Origin of the sequence: Mucilaginibacter sp. 5C4 (genome assembly GCF_034345625.1) — a bacterium.
Taxonomy (GTDB): Bacteria; Bacteroidota; Bacteroidia; order Sphingobacteriales; family Sphingobacteriaceae; genus Mucilaginibacter; species Mucilaginibacter aurantiaciroseus.
In genome coordinates, this window is record NZ_CP133775.1 from 2,230,335 (window position 1) to 2,250,521 (window position 20,187).

At 44.1% G+C, this 20,187-nt stretch carries 14 protein-coding genes; 8 read left to right on the forward strand and 6 right to left on the reverse strand.

Features of this window, described 5'->3' with window-relative positions; genetic code table 11:
* Positions 1–585: 585 nt before the first annotated feature.
* Positions 586–1,194, reverse strand: a complete 609-nt coding sequence (locus RHM67_RS10560) for a hypothetical protein (RefSeq protein WP_322226649.1) — start codon at positions 1,192–1,194, stop codon at positions 586–588.
* Between the two features lie 329 nt (positions 1,195–1,523).
* Here RHM67_RS10560 and RHM67_RS10565 point away from each other — a divergent pair, with 329 nt between their 5' ends.
* The 5 genes from RHM67_RS10565 to RHM67_RS10585 all read left to right on the forward strand — a co-directional run bounded on the left by RHM67_RS10565 (position 1,524) and on the right by RHM67_RS10585 (position 7,813).
* The gene (locus RHM67_RS10565) at positions 1,524–2,186 is read left to right on the forward strand and encodes a hypothetical protein (protein WP_322226650.1); all 663 of its coding nucleotides are present in this window, start codon (positions 1,524–1,526) and stop codon (positions 2,184–2,186) included.
* 58 nt (positions 2,187–2,244) lie between these two features.
* Positions 2,245–3,807, forward strand: coding sequence for a hypothetical protein (locus RHM67_RS10570; RefSeq protein ID WP_322226651.1), 1,563 nt, complete (start codon positions 2,245–2,247; stop codon positions 3,805–3,807).
* Positions 3,808–3,840: 33 nt separating this feature from the next.
* On the forward strand, positions 3,841–5,931 hold the full coding sequence (locus RHM67_RS10575) for a ferritin-like domain-containing protein (protein ID WP_322226653.1): 2,091 nt from the start codon (positions 3,841–3,843) through the stop codon (positions 5,929–5,931).
* A gap of 123 nt (positions 5,932–6,054) precedes the next feature.
* Positions 6,055–6,975: a DUF692 domain-containing protein gene (locus RHM67_RS10580; protein ID WP_322226655.1), complete on the forward strand. Its 921-nt coding sequence runs from the start codon at positions 6,055–6,057 to the stop codon at positions 6,973–6,975.
* Complete coding sequence (locus RHM67_RS10585) at positions 6,968–7,813, forward strand: DNA-binding domain-containing protein (protein ID WP_322226657.1); 846 nt, start codon at positions 6,968–6,970, stop codon at positions 7,811–7,813. Before RHM67_RS10580 ends, RHM67_RS10585 begins: the two co-directional genes overlap by 8 nt.
* Here RHM67_RS10585 and RHM67_RS10590 read toward each other — a convergent pair.
* The 5 genes from RHM67_RS10590 to RHM67_RS10610 all read right to left on the reverse strand — a co-directional run bounded on the left by RHM67_RS10590 (position 7,810) and on the right by RHM67_RS10610 (position 13,766).
* Positions 7,810–9,012 (reverse strand): MFS transporter, encoded by a 1,203-nt coding sequence (locus RHM67_RS10590; RefSeq protein ID WP_322226659.1) that lies wholly within the window; start codon positions 9,010–9,012, stop codon positions 7,810–7,812. The two genes, RHM67_RS10585 and RHM67_RS10590, sit on opposite strands and share 4 nt — an antisense overlap.
* Before the next feature lie 179 nt (positions 9,013–9,191).
* Entirely contained in the window at positions 9,192–10,172 is a 981-nt protein-coding gene (locus RHM67_RS10595) for a Hint domain-containing protein (protein WP_322226661.1), read from the reverse strand.
* Positions 10,173–10,279: 107 nt separating this feature from the next.
* Entirely contained in the window at positions 10,280–11,446 is a 1,167-nt protein-coding gene (locus tag RHM67_RS10600; RefSeq protein WP_322226663.1) for a histidinol-phosphate transaminase, read from the reverse strand.
* A gap of 18 nt (positions 11,447–11,464) precedes the next feature.
* Positions 11,465–13,048 (reverse strand): flavin monoamine oxidase family protein, encoded by a 1,584-nt coding sequence (locus tag RHM67_RS10605; protein WP_322226665.1) that lies wholly within the window; start codon positions 13,046–13,048, stop codon positions 11,465–11,467.
* 130 nt (positions 13,049–13,178) lie between these two features.
* Positions 13,179–13,766, reverse strand: coding sequence for a sigma-70 family RNA polymerase sigma factor (locus RHM67_RS10610; RefSeq protein ID WP_322226667.1), 588 nt, complete (start codon positions 13,764–13,766; stop codon positions 13,179–13,181).
* A 141-nt stretch (positions 13,767–13,907) separates the two neighbouring features.
* Between RHM67_RS10610 and RHM67_RS10615 the strand changes: the two genes are divergently transcribed.
* From RHM67_RS10615 to RHM67_RS10625, 3 genes are read left to right on the forward strand one after another with little or no spacing between them, the layout of a single operon-like run.
* Complete coding sequence (locus RHM67_RS10615; RefSeq protein WP_322226669.1) at positions 13,908–14,951, forward strand: FecR family protein; 1,044 nt, start codon at positions 13,908–13,910, stop codon at positions 14,949–14,951.
* 45 nt (positions 14,952–14,996) lie between these two features.
* Positions 14,997–18,503 carry a SusC/RagA family TonB-linked outer membrane protein gene (locus RHM67_RS10620; RefSeq protein WP_322226671.1) on the forward strand — a complete coding sequence of 1,169 codons (3,507 nt, stop codon included), beginning with the start codon at positions 14,997–14,999 and terminating at the stop codon, positions 18,501–18,503.
* A 33-nt stretch (positions 18,504–18,536) separates the two neighbouring features.
* Positions 18,537–20,144 (forward strand): SusD/RagB family nutrient-binding outer membrane lipoprotein, encoded by a 1,608-nt coding sequence (locus RHM67_RS10625; protein WP_322226673.1) that lies wholly within the window; start codon positions 18,537–18,539, stop codon positions 20,142–20,144.
* Positions 20,145–20,187 lie beyond the last annotated feature (43 nt).

Here is a 20,187-nt window from a genome sequence, read left to right on the forward strand (position 1 = left end):
AAAGATCAGGTACCTGACAGAATATTTGTACGCAATAATCTCGTACATGGCCAGGTATTTTGAAAAGTTATTGCATACCGTGCTGCCAAAGTAGAAGAAAAGCGTGCCGCTAATCCACCAAAATGGGGCCGAATACACCAAGGGTTCAAAATGTTCGTCTTTTAATTTTACATAGTAAAAATACAGACTGGCCAGTACAAACACTACAGACATAACCGACGCTGTCACCGATACAAAATTGCCGAATTTGTTGTACACCAATTCGGCAATATACATTGCAGCGAATAATGCGAACCACACCAACAGCCATATTAATTTATACAGATATGACTTGTATAAGTAAAAAAAGAAATAGCTGGTAAAAACACATTCAAATAGTATGTAAAAATTGTAAATAGCGTAATTGGGGATACGTACAAATTCGCGAACATAGATCCCTATAATTTCAACTACACAGGTTAGGAATAAAAATGGGATAAATAGCTTCCAGGCTACGTCTTTGTCTTTATACAAACAAAGCAACGCAACCAGGAAGCATATAAATTCTGATACAGTACTAACGCTAACAAATATCATTCTAAAGTATTATGGGATAAGCGTAGCGCCTACTGTATTACAAGTTTTTGGTGGAGGGCAGATCTCACCACGGTTCTCAGGCACGCTGCCTACTATAAAACCGGTTGCAGGTTTACTTGGTGTTACTTTTCCGTTAGTGTAATAATCGCGGTGGAAATGCTCGTCAACTTTGTTTACACTGTCTTTTGTAGACACCATTACCAAAGTATTATACCCCCAATAATCTCTTGGTGGTTTACGGCCATTAAACGTAGGTGCGTAAACGGTATCATAACTGGCCAGGTAAAAACGGATACCATCGCCGTCCTCGTCTTTAATTTTTTGGGCAAGGGCTAATATCCTGTCTGCACTAAACCAAATACAACGGGTGTTTGGTTTCTTTTTGGTTTTAGCAAAATTCGATTCGCTATAATTTGAGTCAACAGTTCCTGCATGTTTTTCATAATTTTTAACGTATTGCTTAGCGAGTTCATAGCTCAGGCTATCATTATCAATAACTTGCTTCGCTGTTAATTTAGGTGCTTCGGCCTTTGATTCGTCTTTGGCGTGCTGGTTTTCGCATGCGCTGAATATTACCGCTGTTGCTGATAATAGTAATAAGGTTTTTTTGAATGTCATATAGTTATGATTTAAGGTTTACCGAAAGTGATTATTTATAATATGATATACAAATTAATGCTTTGCCTTTTTTTCACTTAAACAAAGCCATAAAAAAGCTGATTTCACCCTATGGGTAACCTAAATTATAATTGACATTTGCTATTGGCATTATCGCTTTTAGGAATAATTTAAGCCGATGTCATTCACAAAACATCTATTGCTGTAAAATTTAGCAGTATTTGGGATAGGATAAGTGTAAACGCATTTTGATTACTGATCACACAAATGGCGGATACCGAAAAGCCTGTAACAGAGTAGGTATAAAAACAACCTAAACCAATATCACAATGGAACCTATTAAGAGTATCCCGGCAGCAGAAGAGCAACACATGCTTTTGCTTTTTTTGCCTCTGAAAAAGAAAACAAACGAAACAGTAGCCAAAGCCGTTGCAACCCTTAACGCCGAAGCTAAAGCCGGCAATGATCTGCGCGCGGCTACTGGTGTGCATTATTTTATGATCTATCACCTGGCAGATGGCCAAAAACCACTACCTGCATTGCCGGTTACCAGTTTTCAAACAATGCCTGGTAAAGACATGCTTGTTGTGCTATCTATTTACGACGCCGATTTTGCACCCTACATCGCCTCTTTTGTAACCAACCCCGTTATTGCCTTTGGTTTAAACGCTATTGTAAATGCAATGGACGAAACTGGTATAATGGATCCGGAAGACCCAAGGTCTGCAGCGTATATTAAAGATAACGGTGGTGTCGCCGCAAACCCCGATGCTTTTAACTGCCTGCTTATGCGTTATAACTTTGGCGACCCAACTGTCCCTGCAGCGGCAAAAATACCCGCCAACAGCAATTATAAATATGTGCTTAGTGCAACTTTCCCTGGCCTTACTGTAGGTAAAATATTGCAAAACTACCCCAATGCTGAGGCATTATGGCCATCTACCGCAGTTGATATTCAATATGAACCATCAACACCGCCACCTACTTGCTAATTAATCATTCTGATCCCCGCGAAAGCGGGGATATTTCATTTATATAAACAAAATAACGATGAGTGCTTATCTGAATGATGTAGCCGATAAAGAAGCGCCGCCATTGCAGTTGGATGATATACAAGGGCTGATATTGCGCGGATATAATTTTGAATATATACGGTACCTTGTTTTTACAATTGATAATATTGATGGCGCACGCGAATTTATTGGGAAACTACTGCCCGATAGTGGCTCGCCATTGAACATCACATCAGCCAAACCCTGGCCCAAGGGCCAAAAACCACCATACTGCCTTAATATAGGTGTAACAAGTTTTGGGTTGAAGTTGTTAACAAGTGACGCTGATTACGAAAAAGTCAGGAATCGTAGCTTCCCGCTTTTTAGCTTGTATGATGGCGGCGCTGCAAATGTAAGCAATGCACTTGGAGTAGGTGATATATGTGATAGCGCGCCTGAAAACTGGTGGAAGCGGTCGGGCGGATGGACACTACCTGCAGACCCAAAAACGGACGGTTCTGATCTGCATATACAAATTACCATTTATACCAAAAGCGACGAGGAGCGTAATGGGTACTACGATACATTAATGGGCATAATACCCTTAAAAGATAATGTACCGGCGTTAGTATTAGCGTTCTCAAAAGATTCCAACCCTTTATTAACTGGTTTAAATTATATCCATTTTGGATACAAGGATAGCTTTTCGCAACCGAGGCTGAGTAAAGTGCCGTGGAATACCGAAAAACAACGCTTGCTTATGGGAGTAAGCACTGTTGATGACAGGCCTATTGTGCCTCCGTATGAGTTTGTTATTCAAAAAAAATACACCAATGATAAGAATGCTTTGGTGCCTGCTTATTTGGCGCATCCTTTAATTTTAAACGGGAGTTTTGCTGCTTTTCGTTTGCTTTATCAGGATGTAAAAGCATTTAATACATTTATCAATAAAACTCCGGGTGTTAAGCCCGAACTGGTTGCAGCTAAAATGTGCGGGCGATGGTTTGACGGCACCCCATTGGTGGTATCGCCGGAAGGGCCTGATCCCAAACTCAAAAATTTCGATTATACCAACTTTAATTATATAACGGCAACAGCCAACCAGCAGGGAGATAAGAAAGATGATACGTTAGGGCAGCTTTGCCCATATGCAGCGCATATCCGCCGTACCAATCCAAGGGATGATAATATGGTTACAGGTAATCAGGATAACCCGGACGGCACACCAAGTTATGCTTCGAACCGAAGGATAATGCGCAGGGCGGGAGCTTACGGCATCGATTATGAAGAAGGCGAATCTCCTGATATCCAACGTGGGCTGGTGGGCTTGTTCATCTGTTCTAACCTGGCCTCACAATTTCAGTTTATTATGCAAACCTGGATCATCCATAACAGTTTTCGCCAGCCGGATGCCAGTCCAAACAGCAGTGGGTTCGACCCATTGTTTGGGCCGAAAGATAAAACTATAAAAGCTTATAAAGAATTTGATTACCTGGATGCTAACTCGCAATACAAAAAGGTAGAGGGCCTGGAACTTTTTATCCGTACCGATGGCAGCCTTTATTTGTTCTTACCGGGTATAGCCGCATTAAAAAAACTTTCGCAAGGAAAAATAGATTAACTTGAACCCATAAACTTAAATTAAAACCTTATCATGAAAACAACGCTCTTGTTTACTGATGATAACCGGTTAGCAAACCGGCCGGTATCATACAAGGACATCGACGAAAAAGCCCTGCACGCAATGGTGCAGTCGGCTGTAAACGTCGAACTATTCACCATTCCGCTGTACATGACCTCGCTTTACTCGCTACAGGGTATGCACGAGATCAATAGCAAAGGCAGCAATTTTTACGAAGGCCGCAAATGGCCGGGCATGGCTGCGTCAGCAAAACCACAAAGCGAGAATGAGCAGGCATTTAACGCCGTGTTTAGTGTGTTTGTGGCTGAAATGCTCCATCTGCAAATTATCTCTAACCTGGCAAAAGTAGTGGGCTACGACCCTAAGTTTACATGCGAACCTTTACAGGACGAGAAAACCTACGCCTGGAAATGCTACTCGCCCGATTCATCTGTACTGCCCGGCATTCTTGATTTTAAGGATACTGTTAAAAGTACCCACATTAAAGTGAAATTGGGCCCGATGGATAAAGACCAGTGTAACCTGTTCCTTGCCATTGAGCAAACAGAGAAAGCCGCTTTAGCTGACATCCGCGAAGACAAAAAACATAAATACGAAGAGAAAGCGCCATACAATAATTGGAAAGAGGGCCAGCCATTACCCATGTTTGGTTCGATAGGTAACATGTACCTGCAATTATGGAACTACCTTTCTATAGAATACGTTGATGGCATTACGCTTTGGGAGATAGTTTACAAAAAAGGCCTTGCAAAATCGCAGGCGGTATCAACTAAGGGAGGCGATAACAGGAAGCTGGAGTACGCCATTCAAAAAGAAGTATTTAACCCGGGCCGGCTTGACGCAACGCAAACAAGCCAGGACGAATACCCATACATGCCAACCAGTATCAATACCGGCGATCTTGAAAAAGCGCTGTATGATGTGCTGAACATGATAAACGGCATTACCGACCAGGGCGAAGGCGGCGGCGTTATCGACGAGATTTTACAGCGCGTTAGCAAAAGCCGCAATTTAAAAGCGCCTTTAACGCTAACGGTTGTACAGGATATGTTTCAGCCTAAGTGCCCTGTATTACGTGCCAAATATCCGTCGTTCAATGCTACCGGTGTGGAAGTGGACTCGGCCAAGGCAGAAGCACGCGGCCATTTCGGCAAAATGGATCACTATGAAACATTTGCCTTCGTTTTAGAACTAGTTAGAAGCGGTAAGATTGAAACCTGGGACCAATGGCATGCAAAAGGCAACAAGTGGACACCGGAAATGCTGCAAACCAAGGCATATAACCCTGCACTTTACCCGCAATTGCCATTATCTGGCGATGTTGCCGGCGCGCTTAACCGTTTAAAGCTGAACGATGTCGACGGTAAAAACTTCGATCTGTTTAGCCGTGCCTCAACCGGTGCCATCGCGGGTGTAACCAGGGTATTGAATGATTATTTCCAAAACCCTAAAACCGCGTTCCCTTACCCATCAATGGGTGGCTCGGGCGATAGGTTATCTATCTGTTGGGCGGTATTCGGCAAAGTTCCTGATATCTCATTGGGCGTAACCTCTAAGGATTACCCGCCATTAAACCGCAACGAACATTTATACCACGCCTGCCAAGGCTTAAACCTCGATGAGGATATTGTAAAAGACCCGGCAAGTTGCGCGCCTGTGCAATTGTTTCACGCCTGTAAAGGCTCTAACGAGTGCAAGGGCGAAGGCGGTTGTGGCTTTGTACAATCGACAGGTGGCGGCGGCGTTTGTGGTCAACCTACGAATAATGCCTTCCTGAAAGCTAAGGGCTCAAAGGTATCGCCGTACAGCCCGCCATCAGATAACGCATGTGGTAGTTTAGGCGGATGCGCGGTGCCTATGTCGGCCTCGCAGATGTACCCATCTTTATCAGCACCAAACGAATATCAGATGCAGTTGAATAATTTTGGCCCTAAGCCTAAATACCAACCAACCCCGTTTGCAATTGTTGATTACGCCCAAGGCGACCTGGTTTATGATGTAGCCTGGAACGCTTATGCTGCGGTATTGAAAAAACGTGGCGTACCTATTCCCGAAAAGCCAAAACCAAGCGACCTGCGTTTGGCTTTCCCGCCATCTACCTAAAAATAATTGCCAACGTAAAGCCTCACCTAATCCTCTCCAAAGGAGAGGGCTTTGATTAGAAATTTATAAAACCCTTCTCCAAAGGAGAAGGGTTGGGATGAGGCTCTAAAAAAATCAATTGCCATGAGTATTAAAACTATACCACGCCTGGGCCTGCCAAATTTGGGCCTTGGCGTGGGTTTACGAAACAAGCATTTCAATTACCTGCTTAATAACCCGGCGGGGGTAGATTGGTTCGAGATCATCAGCGAGAATTTTATGGATGATTTTGGCTTTGCCAGCCATGTGTTAATGCATGTGCGCAAGCAGGTGCCGGTGGTAATGCACGGTGTTTCGCTGTCTGTCGGCAGTACCGACCCGCTTAATTATACATACCTGCAAAAGCTGAAAGAGTTGGCCGAAAAGATAGAACCCGAATGGATCTCTGACCACCTGTGCTGGACAGGCGTTGCCTACACCAATACGCACGACCTGTTACCCATGCCCATGACCGAAGAAAGCCTTGATCATGTGGCCGAACGGGTTTTAAAAATCCAGGATTATCTGAAGCGACCGCTGATATTAGAAAACCCATCAACCTATCTTCAGTTTAAGGCATCAACGATGCCCGAGTGGGAGTTCCTGTCAGCTTTGGCTAAAGAAACAGGTTGCGGTTTATTACTTGATGTGAACAACGTTTTTGTATCAGCCCATAATCACGGTTTTGACGCTGCCAAGTACATCGATAGCCTGCCGCACGAACATATTGTACAGATGCATCTGGCAGGGCCTACAGATTGTGGAGACCTTTTGGTTGACACCCATGATCAACCCGTACCATCAAAAGTTTGGGAACTATTCCACCAAGCATATAACTTAACCGGGGGCGTAAGCACCCTATTAGAATGGGATGCAAAGATCCCCGATTATCCCGAATTGCTGGAGGAGCTTTTTAAGGCCAATGAAGTTTTAAAGGGGAACATCCCGCAGGAAGGGGTTTATCGCTCACCACATTTGCCGGTATCAAACCCGGTAGATTTTCAGTTGCAGGCATCAAATGGTTAAACAGGATACCGCATTGCTGCAAAACTGGCTGCGCACCGTAGTGATGGCGCCTGGCTTTCTTAACCAAAAGATAGGTTTTGCTAACCAGACTTATCAGTTGAGCGAACATGATGTAGTAACTGATAACGATATAGCTTCGGTACATGCGCGTTTAAATGTATACAGCTCGGGCTATATGATGAGGTTGCTGGATTGCATGTATGCCGATTATTCCATCAGCAGGAAGTTTATGGGCGAGGAACTGTTCGATAGTTTCGCAAAGGCTTACCTGATGTATCACCCGTCAACATCTTATACTTTGTATGATTTGGGCGAGAAGTTTCCCGACTTTTTAGACAAAACTAAACCACAATTACCCGAGGGAGAAGATAGCAGCGCTTACGACATACCCGCAACATTAGCCAGAGTAGAACGTGCCCGACAGGTTGCCATGCGTGCAAGAGGAACCGAGGATGATATATTGGATATTAATGTGGATGATGTTTATCAAATGTTCTCCGCCACACTTAACATTCGCATCCCCGAATGCCTTCAATTGCTGGAACTGGACCTGCCCATGAAGGGATTTTTTGAAGCCGTACTGCGTGATGAGGAATATGAACTGCCATTGCCACAAAAAACCTTTATGGCCATAAGCAGGAAAAACTACAGAATAGTACTTGACGAAATTTCCGAAATGCAATACCTGTTGTTGCAGGAGTGTAGAAACCATGCTAATTTATACGATGCGATATCTGCCTTAAGTATCAACCAAAATATCCCACCTGCCGATCTTTTAGCCGATGCCTACCTGTGGCTACCGTACTTTCGGAAATGCGGGTTTGTGGCGGTTGTTTAGATATCTGTTTCCATCAGAACGTCTTCCCGGTGCTTTTCGGGTGTTTGCGAACGGAACATCATGTAAATGATGGCAAAAACAGTAACCACTGCCGTAGCATATAAGATATAAGGAACCATGCCGATTACATCCTGGTAAAACCAGCCCGAGATCAAAGCGCCTAAACCGATCCCTGCTTCCAGCGAAATATACATGGTTGCCATAGCCTTGCCGCGGTGCTGCGGATTGCTCATATCAACCGTCCATGCGTTTAGGGCGGGGGACAGGATGCCGGTAGCCACGCCATAAATTACACCGCCCGCCAATAGGCCAAAAGCCGTTTTTTGGTAACCAATAACCATGAGGGCAATTACTAATAAAACCAACCCCGTTTTAATAACAGAAACCCGGCCGTATTTATCAGATAACCTCCCGGCCCCAAAACGGATTAGCAGTGATGCAATGGTAAACACCATAAAGAATAAACCTTTATTCATAATACCCAGGTGGCCGCTCCAATCGGGTATAACGGTTAGTATAGCGCCATAAGCCACATAGGATAGCAACGTTACGATCGCTGCAGGTAAAACCTCTACAGCTATGATATCCTTACGAGAGATCTTTAATATAGACAGGCTAAACTTCTGTTTAATCTTGAGCGTTTCCTTCATATTCATCAGAATGATAATGGACATCAGCGCTAAAAATGAAGAAGTATAGAATAATGTGTTCAGTGAAAAATATAACCGTATGGTACTGCCAATAAATGGCCCTATGGCAAGCCCTGTACTAAAGCAAATGCCATGCAGGCCTAATGCCTCGCCCCAACGTTCGCGCGGGATGATATCAGCAACGTAGGCTGCTGTTGCGGTCGGTTTAAAGCCTGTTGAAAAACCGTGCAGTAATCTTAGAAATAGAAAGCCGGAAACGGTGCTTAATACCGGGTAAAGAAAGCCGCACACAAAACAAACTATGGAGCCAACCGCCATTACGGGCACACGGCCAACAGTATCAGTAAGTCTACCGCTAAATGGGCGGGAGATGCCAGCGGTTAACGTAAATAGTGCGATGATCAACCCTTTATGCTCACCACCGCCAAGGCTGGTTAGGTAGGAGGGTAACTCGGGGATCAGCATATTAAAGCTTGCAGAAAACAACAGCGAACTTAAACAAACCAGCGCGAAGTGTAAATTATAGATAGAAGGTGCGGGTTTGGTCATGTATAGAAATGGTAGAATATTTGGCAAGTGTACCAAATTGCATTAAAAAATTTTTGCCGATTTTTGAACATCGGTAATGTGGATTATAAGATAAACGAAGTAATCGCGGAATGTGTTACCGCCGTCAACAAAAAAAGGCTTCCAAAATAAGCCCTTTCCTGTTTTATAAAGTATTAAGCTTATTTCTGCATCACCATAACGCCATTCATAATAATGGTGCTGCCGCCATCAGCCACAATGTTATAAACTTTTTGGATGCCGCCGGCCTGCTCAGTTTTTAATAGGACGGTAAAGTTTTCGTACTTGCCGGTTTGCTCGTTAAGGCAAAGTACATCCTGCCCTAAAGTTATCTCGCCGATTTTTTGGTTACCCTGTTTGGTAAGCATGGGGTGGTTTGGTGTGGCCCGCAATACTTTGCTGTTTAGCGTGATATTATTACCATTAGTTTGTGCCGATACCAACACCAACTTGGTTAACGCATAATTCTTGGCATCATGGGTGGTCAATTCTTTAACTTTTACTGCTGATGCAATTTTGGTGTCAGGGTCTACGGTGATTACCTCATCACCACTCTTAACATCTTTTAAAAGCTTTTTAGCGCTGTTTCCCATCGTTACCATTTCATTACCCGGGAAACAGATATCGTTACCGTAAGTAGCCGATTCTTCCTTCATATCCTTGCCGCCGTTAAGCAGTTTGTATTGCTGAAAGCTTAGTTCTTTCGACAAAATGTAAGATAGTTTCAGTATGAAATTAGTCTCCACTTTATTGATATTGTCAATATCCTGGAAGTACTGTTCCCAAACTTTGGCATCCGCGGTAAAATCCGGGACTAACGCTTTGTAAAGTTTCCCCTTTTCGTTGGTGTAGAAAACCATGGTACCAATTTCCTGTATGCCCTCTTTGGCTACCAATTTATACAGGTCGATTCGTTTTTTCAAACCATCGCTGCCGGTGATGAAGTATGGTTTGCGGCCTTTGTAACGGTCCAGCACGTAGGTGTTTTCAAACTTTACGTAGGTGTCCTTATCCAGGTCGGCAATGGTGAATGTTTGCGCCTTGGTGTATTCGGCCATGGTGAGCGGCCTTGGTGTTACGGTTTGTGCCTTGCATATATAAATTGAGCCTGCAAGAAGTAATGTTAATGTTAGTTTATGCATATTTTTAATAGAATCAGGATATTAAGAATAAGGAATCAAGATGAAAAAACAGGTCAACAATAGAGCAGCCTTGTTTCCCACATCCTGATATCTTGCCTCTCTTCAAATTAAGATATTTCTTTAAAGGCTGCTGCAAAGGCTTCCATTTCGTCCATACGGCCAATGGAGATGCGGCACCAGTCCTGGCCGTTCAGTTTCCAGTCGCGGATGCCTACGCCGCGTTTAAACATTTCTGTGCTGAATTTTTTGCCATCCATTTTTATCGGGAACATCACAAAGTTGGCCGATGACGGGATATAGGTATAACCCTCCTCCTTCAAAACCGAATATAAATACTCTTTAGATTCGTTTGTCTTTTTTAGGGTTTCGGCTAAAAAGTCCTTTTCCTGGTAAGCAGCAATAGCGGCAGCTAGCGTGGTACTGCTGATGTTAAATCCATCGCTCGAGTATTGTTTCAGCATTTTAATAGTTTCCGGCTGCGCGATAGCATAGCCTAAACGCAGGCCTGCAAAACCGTAAAGCTTAGAGAAGGTACGCGCGATGATGATGTTGTTACCTGCTTTTAGCTGGCTGATCATGGTAGTGCCTTGTGGATCGGGCAGATAATCTATATAAGCCTCATCAATAAATACCATTGTTTTTTTGGATACACGTTCGCAAAAGGCCTTAAGCTTGGCGGTATCTACCACAGTGGCGGTTGGATTGTTTGGGTTACAGATATAAACCATGCCGGTGTTGGCGTCAACTTTGGCTTCCATGGCATCAAGATCTAACTTGTAATCTGAAGTTAAAGGCACTTTCACCCATTTGCCGTCAAATTCTTCAGCGTAGGTTGGCAAGTCATCGTATGATGGGTCGCCGGTGATAACACTTTTGCCGCCTTTGGTAAAACAGATCGCCGCAGCATGCAGCAATGGGGTAGACCCGGAATCCATCAGTATGTTTTTCATACCCACTCCTTCGTGCTTAGCAATTTTGCCCGAAAGTTGTGAACCCAACATAAACGGGTACTGGTAACTTTTGTCCAACGCATCTGCAATTGCTTTTTTAGCCGCGGGGGATGGGCCGAAAGGGTTCTCATTAGCCAGCAGCCTTGCTTTCAAATCAAACGGTGCGGCGGCTGCTACTTCGCGGTCGGTAAGAGCGCGCGGCGACTTTAGCATACGTTTAGGCATAGCTGACAGCTTACTGATGGTGCCCGAACAAAAAGCCAGTCCCCCGGCTATAAAAGCGCTGGATCTGATCCAGTTTCTGCGGTTAATTGAGTTTGCCATTGTGAAGGTATTTTAGTTTTATTGTTGTGCCTTGTACTGTACCTGTTGCCCGCTTACCCTTGCGTGCAAGGCCGCCACCGTGCTTCGTGCCGATTCAAAAGCGCCGGCCATCCACGCGTTTAAGTAGGTAAGGTGTTCGCCTGCAAAGTATATTTGCTTATCGGGTTTTAGCAGCGCCGGGTATTGGTTTTTACGGGTGTCGGTATTGTAAACCGCCCATCCACCGAGGCTATACTTGGTTTTGTGCCAGCTTACCGAGAACGAGCTTTCAAACTCCTTATCGTATTGCGGGTGGATCAACCTGCCTTTATCCAGCGCAAACTTCTCACGATCCGCAAAGTTTAAAGCACCAATTTTTTGTGCTTTCTCATTAAAGTTGTAGTAACCTATCAAGATGCCTTTTTTGCCCAGGTAATCGTAAGATGGGTAAAACACCTGCGTCAGATCGTTATTGGTATGGGTGATGCCGCCGTAAATATGTTCGTCCTCTTCCCAAAAGCGGCGTTTAAACTGCAGGCCAATTTTCCCTGTCGGGATGTAACCGATATAATCTATCGCACGGCTTACATCGCCAGAGAAATTATGGTTGATGTTGCTGAGTACAGGCAGTGGTAGGGTGCAGATACACAAGTCGGCGGTTATTTCATGTTTACCCGTAGCATCGGTATATAAAATCTTTACACCTTCGGGCAGGTTGGTAATATCGGTAACCTCAGCACCCATCTTTAAAAACGGCGCTACTTTCTTCTCCAGTGCTGATGCTATCTTATCCATCCCGCCAACTGCCTGGAACATCGTCATCTGTAATTCGTAAGTATATTCAGCCACATTATAAAAATCGGGGTCCATCAGGCCGGAGTGGATCAGGTCGGCCAGTTTATGCGGGTCACCAATTTTACCGGGTTTATCGCCCGCGCCGCACATCTCAGTATAGCCACGTCGGGCTGATGCTTTGTATAGCTTATCTACATCCAATCCGCCTTCGGCTTTCAGGTACTCTATAACTTTTTCGGCATCTTCTTTGGTTAAAGCGCTGTCTAATCCACCATGATCAATGCTTTTTGCAAGCATCTCGCTCATGTATCCGCGGATGTCATTATGCACTTCACGTACTTTTATCTTTTTGTTTGATAGCGGGCCCTTGCCTTCGGCGAAATAGTATGCGCCTTCGTTTACATTATTATAAACCTGGATAGGTACACCCAATTCCTTGCAGTAATGTAGCGTAAGTTCGTGGTTATGCGGTATGCGCGATGGTCCGGCATTAAAATACTGGCCATCGTCGAAACGCGCTGTGGCTGTTGGTTTGTCAATCTCTGTTTGGGTACTGCCGTTACGGATGCTCCAGCAACGGCCGCCGGTGCGTTGGCGTGCTTCTAATATGGTGCAGCGGTAACCAAGTTTGGTAAGTTCGTAGGCGCTGGTCATGCCGGCCAGGCCCGCGCCTAATATGATAATGTGTTTGCCGTTGCCGTTCCCTTCTAAGTTAAATGCGTGTGCAGGGGCGGGGCGCAACAAGCCTAAAGCCATCATGGCGGGGTAGGTGCCGCCTGCCAGCATAGCGCCTTTGCCTAAAAAATTTCGTCGGCTAATAGTTTTCAAAAGAAATTGTTGTAAAGTGCTTGGTGAGCTAAAGATAATTTATTTTCAGTTTAATAATGCATGGCGATAAATATTTTAATTATGATAATATCTACTAATTTAATATGCATTATTATCAAAAAAAGTAGATTTAGTTAAATAGCTTTACAATTATCGCCAGCAAAAAAACCTCTCTTAATACTTTGATAGCATTATGTAAAGTGTTGTAAATAGTCCGTTCGGTTAGGCCGGTACGCTCACTAATCTCGCAGAAACTTACCTGGTCAAAATATCTTAACTGCACAATCTCTATTTGGCGGGGCGTAAGTTGGTTTAGGGCTTTTTGAAGGCGTTTTTTGGTGATTTCGTCCTGTTGGCTGGCTATCAGGATGTTTTCGTAGGGCTGCTCGGCTATGGCTGATTCTATGTCGGCTTCTTCCAGGGTAGAGGTGAAGGTATCGCGGCTGTATTGCTGATAGGTTTTATATAGGATACGCTTATATATGGTAAGCACATACTGCTGAACGTTTTGTACGGCAGATAATTTCTCCTGTATCCGCCAAAGCTCGATGAACAGATTGTTTATGCTCTCTTTAACCAGTTCGGGGTTTTTGTACATGCAAACGCCAAAGCGGTAAAGGTCGTCATAAAAAATATCAAAACAGGCATACAAGCCTTGCTGATCGCCTTGCACAAGCAACCCCCAGTTCTTTTTTACCCGTTCTGTTTTAATGTTCATCTACCTGATCCCTAAAGTGGTTTAACATCCCATTGTTAATTCGATGAAGGTATATAAAATCTTTATAAATAATTTTAAAAAGTATTGGTAAAAAAGAATAATCTATTGCACTTGTGTACAAATACCAACTTAATGGACTACATGAATTTCAATATCGAGGATTTTTTAACGGATGAAAGCTTTATTAACTATTGTTACGAACTTAACGAAGCTGATAAAACACACTGGGAAAATATCATTTCAACACAACCACTTCTAAAAAAGAAAATTGTCGATGCCCGCGAACTTTGCCTGTTGCTGAGCATCAAAATAAGTAAAGAAGAAAAACAGGATTCCCTTACCAAATTAAAGGCATCAATAGCAGCCGAGCAGCTTAAAACAAAAACCATACAGATAACCAACATCCGCCGTTTATGGATGCCACGCATAGCTATTGCCGCCACGTTATTGGTGTTGGCAATTGGTTATGGTTTGTATCGGTACAATGCACCCATTTCAGGCGCGGTGTTGTACAGCCAGGTAACCAATAATAATTATCATACGGTAGCCCAAACAAACTTCAGCAACCGCAAAGTGGTGGTTTTGCCCGATGGTTCAACCGTAACGCTTAACGGATCGAGCTCGCTAAAAATAGCTAACGATTATAACAAGGAAAACCGCCATGTGCTTTTAACCGGCGAGGCATTTTTTGAAGTTACTAAAGACAAAACACGCCCTTTTGTGGTGTTAACCAACAAAACAGCCACCACAGCTTTAGGTACATCATTTAAGGTAAGCAGCTACGGTGATGCCAGAACCGCGAGTGTAATGCTATCGACAGGTAAAGTTAAGGTTGAGGCAACCCAAACCCAATCAAAAATTGCCGATCAGATCCTGATACCAGGACAGCAGGTTGTTTTGGCGGAAGGGAATAACAGCTTCACCAAATCAGACTTTGCCCAAGTTGAGATCCAAAACTGGAAAAACAGCAGGCTTGTATTTACCAATGCCGATTTTAAAGATATAGCTGCAAAAATTGCTAATACCTATGGTGTAGTTATTAAAGCAGATGAGAAAGAAGCCGGGAAAATAATGTTCACCGGTCAGTTCAATAATAAAAACCTAACCCATGTGCTTGATGCCATTGGCTTTGTAAACAAATTCACTTATAACCACGATGGCAGCACTGTAAAACTTGTATTCTAAAAAGTAAACTATAATTAAAATAAACGCAACCTAAATTTTTAAACTATGCTAAAAAAACTACCCGCTAAACGTTTTTTTTCGAAAATGTTACTGAGGATGCTCGGGGCAGTGTTCCTGGTTATTTGTACCAGTGCTTACGCCCAGTCGGCACCCAAAGCAGAGCTTTACTCTTTTAACTGGCAAGACCAGCCTGTTGACAAAGTGTTTAAGCAAATTGAGGATGCCACTAAAGTTCATTTCTCATACAACCCTGCCGATGTTGACTTTAAACACAGGATCAGCCTTAAGGTAACCAACAAGCAGTTGAACGATGTTATCGAAGCTTTAGCAAGCAGGATAAACGTGAGGTATAAAATTGCCGGCGAAACGGTAATGATACAGGCGTTTAAAAGCAATGCCAATGCAGTAGCGTTTACCCTTAAAGGTAAAGTGTTGGATTCTGACAAGCTGCCTTTGCCGGGGGTAACGGTAGTGAACACCAGGAACAATAAATCGGCTGTTACCAATAACCAGGGCGAATTTGCTGTAGAAGCTAACGACGGCGATGTAATAACCTTTAAAATGCTTGGTTTTGAGACATCATCTGTTATAGCCAGCAAAAACGTAAAGTTTGTAACCATTAACCTAAGCCTTAGCAGCACCGAATTGAAAACGGTAGTAGTAACTGCCCTTGGTATCAAACGCGAACAACGCGCTTTGGGTTATGCCTTTGCCGAGGTAGACGGTAACGACCTGAAAAAAGCCCGCGAAACCAACGTGATGAACTCGCTTGCGGGTAAAGTTGCCGGTTTGGTTATCAACAGCACAGCAGGTGGCCCTGCAGGTTCATCAAGGGTTATTATTCGTGGTAACACAACTATTACGGGCAATAACCAGCCATTATATGTGGTAGATGGTGTGCCGATAGATAACTCTAACTACGGCCAGGTGGGCGGTGGCAAATATTCGGGTGGCCAGGATTTTGGCGATGCCATATCTGCCATTAATCCAGATGATGTAGATAAGATAAGCGTGCTGAAAGGCCCTTCTGCTTCGGCACTTTACGGTAGCCGCGCAGGTAACGGTGTTATTTTAATAACTACTAAACGTGGAGGTACTCGTAAAGAATTGGGTATCGAATTTAACAGTACCTCTTCTTTTGAAAAACAACTAACCACTTTAGATGGAAACCAGTTCATTTACGGGCAGGGCAGTTCAGAGCAATTGGTGATAGATGCCGCACAGGCAAAAAACACCCTGTTCAATAACTTTGGCCCACGTTTAGATCCAAACTTACAGGTAATTGGGTTTGACGGTGTATACCGCCCTTATGCTTTGGTGAAGGATAATATCCAGGATTTCTTTCGTACTGGTTCAACTTTTACCAATACTATCGCGTTATCAAACTCAAGCGATAAAGGAAACTTCCGCTTGTCCATCTCAGATCTTCGTAACAACGATATTGTACCTGGCAGCAACATGCGCCGTAACACATTCAACTTTACAGGTAGCTCAAAATTCGGCAAAAACCTTACGGTAGAAGCCAGGGTAATGTACATGAACGAGAATGTTAAGAACCGCCCGTCATTGGCTGATGATCCGGGTAACATTGGTAACAACTTTATTGGCCTGGCTAATAACGTTGATCAGGCTTACTTTAAAACAGGCTATAAAGATGTGGAAGGTAATTACGTAGAGTGGGGCGGAGGCCAATACAGGCTGGACCCATACTGGGTAATTAACGAGATGAGTAACCACACCAAAAAGAACCGCATGATAGGCGGTTTGCAGGCCAACTACGTTTTTACCAGTTGGTTGAATTTGCAGGGCCGCGCCTCTACAGATTTCACCTATTTCGACTACGAGAAATTCAGCCCACGTTCAACCCCCGGCTCGTTAACCGGCAGGTTAGAAACTACCAACCAAAAGGTACAAACTACCGAGGCTGATATGTTACTAACCGCTCAGAAACAAGTGACCAGATCTTTAAACTTATCTGCAAGGTTAGGTACAAGTTTGTCGCGTAGTGCGGCACCGGGCTACACAGGTAACTATATAAATATGGTGGCAACAGATGCAATAAGTTCTAATAGCTTCTCTGATAAAACCATCATCCAGCTCTCGCCAAGAGCAATGGAAACCAGGTCTGTATATGGGTTATTCACAGCCGGATACAGAGGTTATTTATACTTGGATGCAACCGTTCGCCGGGATGCGGTATCAACACTGCCGGCCGGTAAAAATGCTTACACCTATCCGTCAGCATCAGCAAGTTTTGTATTTACCGATGCATTCAATATCCCTAAATCGGTACTTTCATTTGGTAAGATCCGGGTATCGGGTGCCGAGGTTGCAAGCAGCACTGACCCATACATGCTGAATTTAGTTTATGCCCTTAACCCTCAAAACTTTAACGGGCAGGCTATAGGTGGTATCGGCACAACCATTAAACCGCCGGGTAACGACCTTAAACCGACCCGTACACGTTCTTTTGAAGTGGGTACCGACCTGAAGTTTTTTAACGACAGGATTGGTTTGGATGTTACTTATTACACCTCAAAATCAAGGGACCAGATTAATATCGTTAATATCCCGTTAAGCTCGGGCTTTACGCAAAGCTTGGTAAATGCAGGTGTTATTGCTAATAAGGGAATTGAGGTTACCTTATTAGCAAGGCCGGTTGTGACCAAAGATTTTAGCTGGGACCTGAACGTGAATTTTGCGCGCAACATCAATAATGTAGAATCTCTTGCCGAGGGTATCCCATACCTTACGCTTTCTGACGCACGCTGGTTAGGTACATCTGTTGTTGCAAGGCCAAATACCCCATATGGGGCTATATTAGGTTACGGCGGCCAAAAAGACGATCAGGGCAACGCCATACTCGATCCGGTTACCCTTGCGCCAATGCAAACGGTTGACCGAGAGGTGCTTGGTAAAGGTACCTGGAGCTGGACGGGCGGTTTAAGCAGTCAGTTCTCCTATAAAAATTTTGGTTTAAGCTTCGTAGTGGATATTAAACATGGTGCAAGCCTGTTCTCGATGACTAACTTATTCAACGTTATACGCGGCGCAAGTTTGGTAACCTTACCGGGCAGGGCCGAGTGGATAGCATCGGAAGAAGCACGCCAAACCGCTGGTATGAGCATTGAGCAATGGACCGCAGCCGGTAATGTTAGGGGCTACGTACCACAAGGTGTGGTACAAACCGGCGTTGATGGCGCAGGCAAACCTATCTACGCTAAAAATACCAAGGCTGTTGATCCATCAATATACTGGGCTAATTACTACAGCGATGGTAATGGTGTAGCTACGCCGTTTATTTACGATGCAAGCTATATCAAAATGCGAGAGATCACGGTAAGCTATAACATCCCAAGTGCAGTTTCATCAAAATGGGGAATCAAAAATATGTCGGTAGCGCTGGTTAGCCGTAACCCGTTCATCATACATAAAAATGTACCCAATGTTGACCCGGACTCCAACTACAACAATGGTAACGGCCAGGGCCTTGAGTATGGCTCATTACCATCAAGAAAAAGCTGGGGCTTTAACTTAAACGTGAAATTCTAATAAGAGATATAGACTATTGACAATCATATAGATATGAAAAGATATATAAACAAAATAGCCATTGTGCTTTTAGCGGTTATCATGCTATCGGTATCCTGTAAAAAGTTCGAAGATTTTGGCAGCTTAAATACCGACCCAACCAAGTCGAGCAATCTTGACCCGGTTAACCAGTTGGTTTTAACGCAACTGCGTTTCTCTGGCGATTTAACCATTAACGAACGTAGCAGCATCATTATGACCATGCCATTGGTGCAGCAAATTGGCGGTGCTTATTACACCCGCTACGGTTTCGAATATGTAAAGAACAGGCAATACATGTCCGAGCTTTGGGAACTTGGCTATCCTAACGATGTGTTGAACATTGTTGATGCTGCCGGGCGTTCTGCAAAAGACCCGCTTAAAAGCAACCTGAACGCCATGTGCCGTATTATGAAGGTGTACATTTTTGCCCGTATGACAGACCTTTATGGCGACATCCCTTACAAACAGGCCGGCAAGGCCTATATTTCTGGCATTATTCGCCCCGAGTTTGATGCACAGCAGGATATTTACAACGACTTCTTTAAAGAACTGAAAGAAGCATCGGCACAATTGGATGCATCAAAAGATAACGTAGCCGCAGATATTTATTATCAGGGCAACATAGCTGCCTGGAAAAAATTCGCAAACTCCTTACACCTGCGTTTAGCCATGAGGCTGAGCAAGGTTGACCCCGACAAAGCAAAAGCGGAAGTACAGGCAGCTTACGCAGCAGGTGTATTTACCAGTGCCGATGATAATTGCATAACCCACCATGCCGATGTGCAAAACAGTTATTCGGATATCCGCGGTAACGGGATCTCGGTTGCTATTAACCAATACCCGGATGAGGGCCGCCCACGTATTTGTTCAACCTTGTTAAAAGCGATGAGTGATGCCAACGACCCACGTTTAGTGCCTATAGCGCGTAATTATTGGGTTAACCCCGATAAACCTTCGGAAAGGCTCGATGTAAGCGATGCTTTAAGAACCGCTGGTGTTGGTATTGTAGGCGTTGGCCCCGGTAAATATAACTACGATGATTTCATGGGCGCTGTGAATGTTGACCTTGGTGGTGGCCGCATTGTGCAGGTACCAAACAATGGCCAAAAAGTGCAATTTGCCAACTGGATGATCACTAACGATGCACCATATTTTCATATTACCTATGCCGAAACCGAACTTTTATTAGCCGAAGCAAACCAACGCTGGAACCTGAATTTAGGTGCAAGTGCTAAAACACATTACGAAAATGGTGTGGCTGCAGCCATGAAGCAATTGGCTCTGTTTAAAGGCGGACCTGTAATTACCGACACCCAGATCCAAAACTTTAGAACAGATAACCCGCTTGCACCGGGCAATGAGTTAAAAGCGATTGATACACAACTTTGGATCGCTTTACTATTAAACGGCCCCGAAGCTTACTCAAACTGGCGCCGCACAGGCTTCCCGGTTTTAGTACCTGCAATTACCGGCGAATCAACCACTACAACCACGCCACGCAGGTTTGAATACCCGCTTACCGAAACTGAACAGAACGCTACAAACATTAACAAAGCCATTGCCAAACTAACTGGCGGGCTTGACGACTGGACCGCACGCGTTTGGTGGGATAAACAATAATATACAAGATTGATGATGACGATAATGAGAAGAAATATTTGGT